Consider the following 1,819-nt stretch of genomic DNA (forward strand, 5'->3'; position numbering starts at 1 on the left):
TTTGAGTAATTTTAAATCTGGAAAAAGTACCAGCTTTTCGGTTGCAGCGAGCGGAGCAAGTGCAGCAGCTATATCGCTCTGTTTCCATGGGTTGAGATGTCATTGATCTATTGTCCAATAGTTAGGGTTGGTTGATTAAATCTCAAAGTATTGGCAAATCAAGGTTTGAGCAATTTTAAATCTGGAAAAAGTACCAGCTTTTCGGTTGCAGCGAGCGGAGCAAATGCGGCAGCTATATCGCTCTGTTTCCATGGGTTGAGATGTCATTGATCTATTGTCCAATAGTTAGGGGTTGTTGATTAAATCTCAAAGTATTGGCAAATCAAGGTTTGAGCAATTTTAAGTCTGGAAAAAGTACCAGCTTTTCGGTTGTAGTTTCCGGAGCAAGTGCGACAGCTATATCCCTCTGTTTCCATCCCTTGAGATGTCATTGATCTATTGGACAATAGTTAGGTTTTGCTGATTAAATCTCCAAGCATTGGCAAATAAAGGTTTGAGCAATTTTACAGCGCTTTTCAAATTGATGAACTACATCTTCAAAAGCAAAAATCCTGTAGGGGCGATTTCCTGCGGAATGCTGCGCAAACGCGAATCGCCCCTACAGTGGTCTATCCAAATGAAAACTGCTGTAAGTCTGGAAAAAGTACCAGCTTTTCCGTTGAAGCAAAGGAAATAGTATGAAACTGTCTCACTACCATCAAAAGTGCTATAACTCTTAGACGCTTGCAAGGGGAAAATCCTTTCGTCGCCGATTTTTTTGGGAAGTTCCACATCATGCAAATTCTATCATCCGTGCATCTGTGGCAAAATCCTTGTCTTGCCCTGACTTCCGCTCACACGGATTATGGCGCGGATAGCTCACACGGATTATGGCGCGGATAGCTCACACGGATTATGGCACGGATAGCTCACACGGATTATGGCGCGGATAGCTCACACGGATTATGGCACGGATAGCTCACACGGATTATGGCACGGATAGCTCACACGGATTATGGCACGGATATACGGATTAATTCGCGGGAGGGAAGAGAGAAAAGGGGAAAAGAATAAAGGGGAAAAGAGGAAAAGAATAAAGGGGAAGAATCCTAGGAACGAGAGACAGAAACAACCGAGACAGACGAGACAATCCGAAAACCCCAAGAGTTGATGAGGAGGTCGGCAAAGTCGTCGTTACGCCTGGCGCAACGGCAATTCCTAGAATCGTAGGTCCAGCTACCGCCACGGAGCACTCTTATGTTACTGTCGCCTCCAGTTTCCCAAGCACTTCCATCTGTAGGCGCACCTTCATAATTATCATGCCAAACATCCTGACACCATTCCCAAACATTCCCGTGCATATCATACAAACCAAAACCATTGGGAGGAAAAATTCCTACATCTGTTGTTTCTCCACGATATTTTCCTTTCGGAGCCTTAGCATAAGGATAGTTACCATTATAATTAACTAACTCAGACGTTATAGTTTCCCCAAAATAAAATGGTGTTGTTGTACCTGCTCGACAAGCATATTCCCACTGACTCTCACTGGGTAAACTATATTTTTTACCTGTTATTTCTGAGAGTTTCTGACAAAACTTTGTCGCGTCGTTCCAACTTACCCTTTATACAGGACGGTTTACACCTTTAAACCTAGAAGGATTATTTTCACTTCCCATAATCACCTGCCAAAAATTCTTTTTTCCCATAACTGCTTCCCACTGTGCTTGAGTGACTGGATACTTTCCCATGAAAAATTCTGGTACATCTACATAATGTTGCGGACCTTCCCAATCTAATCTTCCTGCTTCCGTCTCTGGAGACCCCATGAGAAATCTAC

The 1,819-nt window shown here is 43.3% G+C and carries 1 pseudogene; it reads right to left on the reverse strand.

The window, feature by feature from the left end:
- Positions 1-1,088: 1,088 nt before the first annotated feature.
- Positions 1,089-1,819, reverse strand: a pseudogene (locus F6K40_RS31620) (formylglycine-generating enzyme family protein); the annotation flags it as partial.

This window comes from Okeania sp. SIO3I5 (assembly GCF_010672085.1).
Lineage (GTDB): Bacteria > Cyanobacteriota > Cyanobacteriia > Cyanobacteriales > Microcoleaceae > Trichodesmium.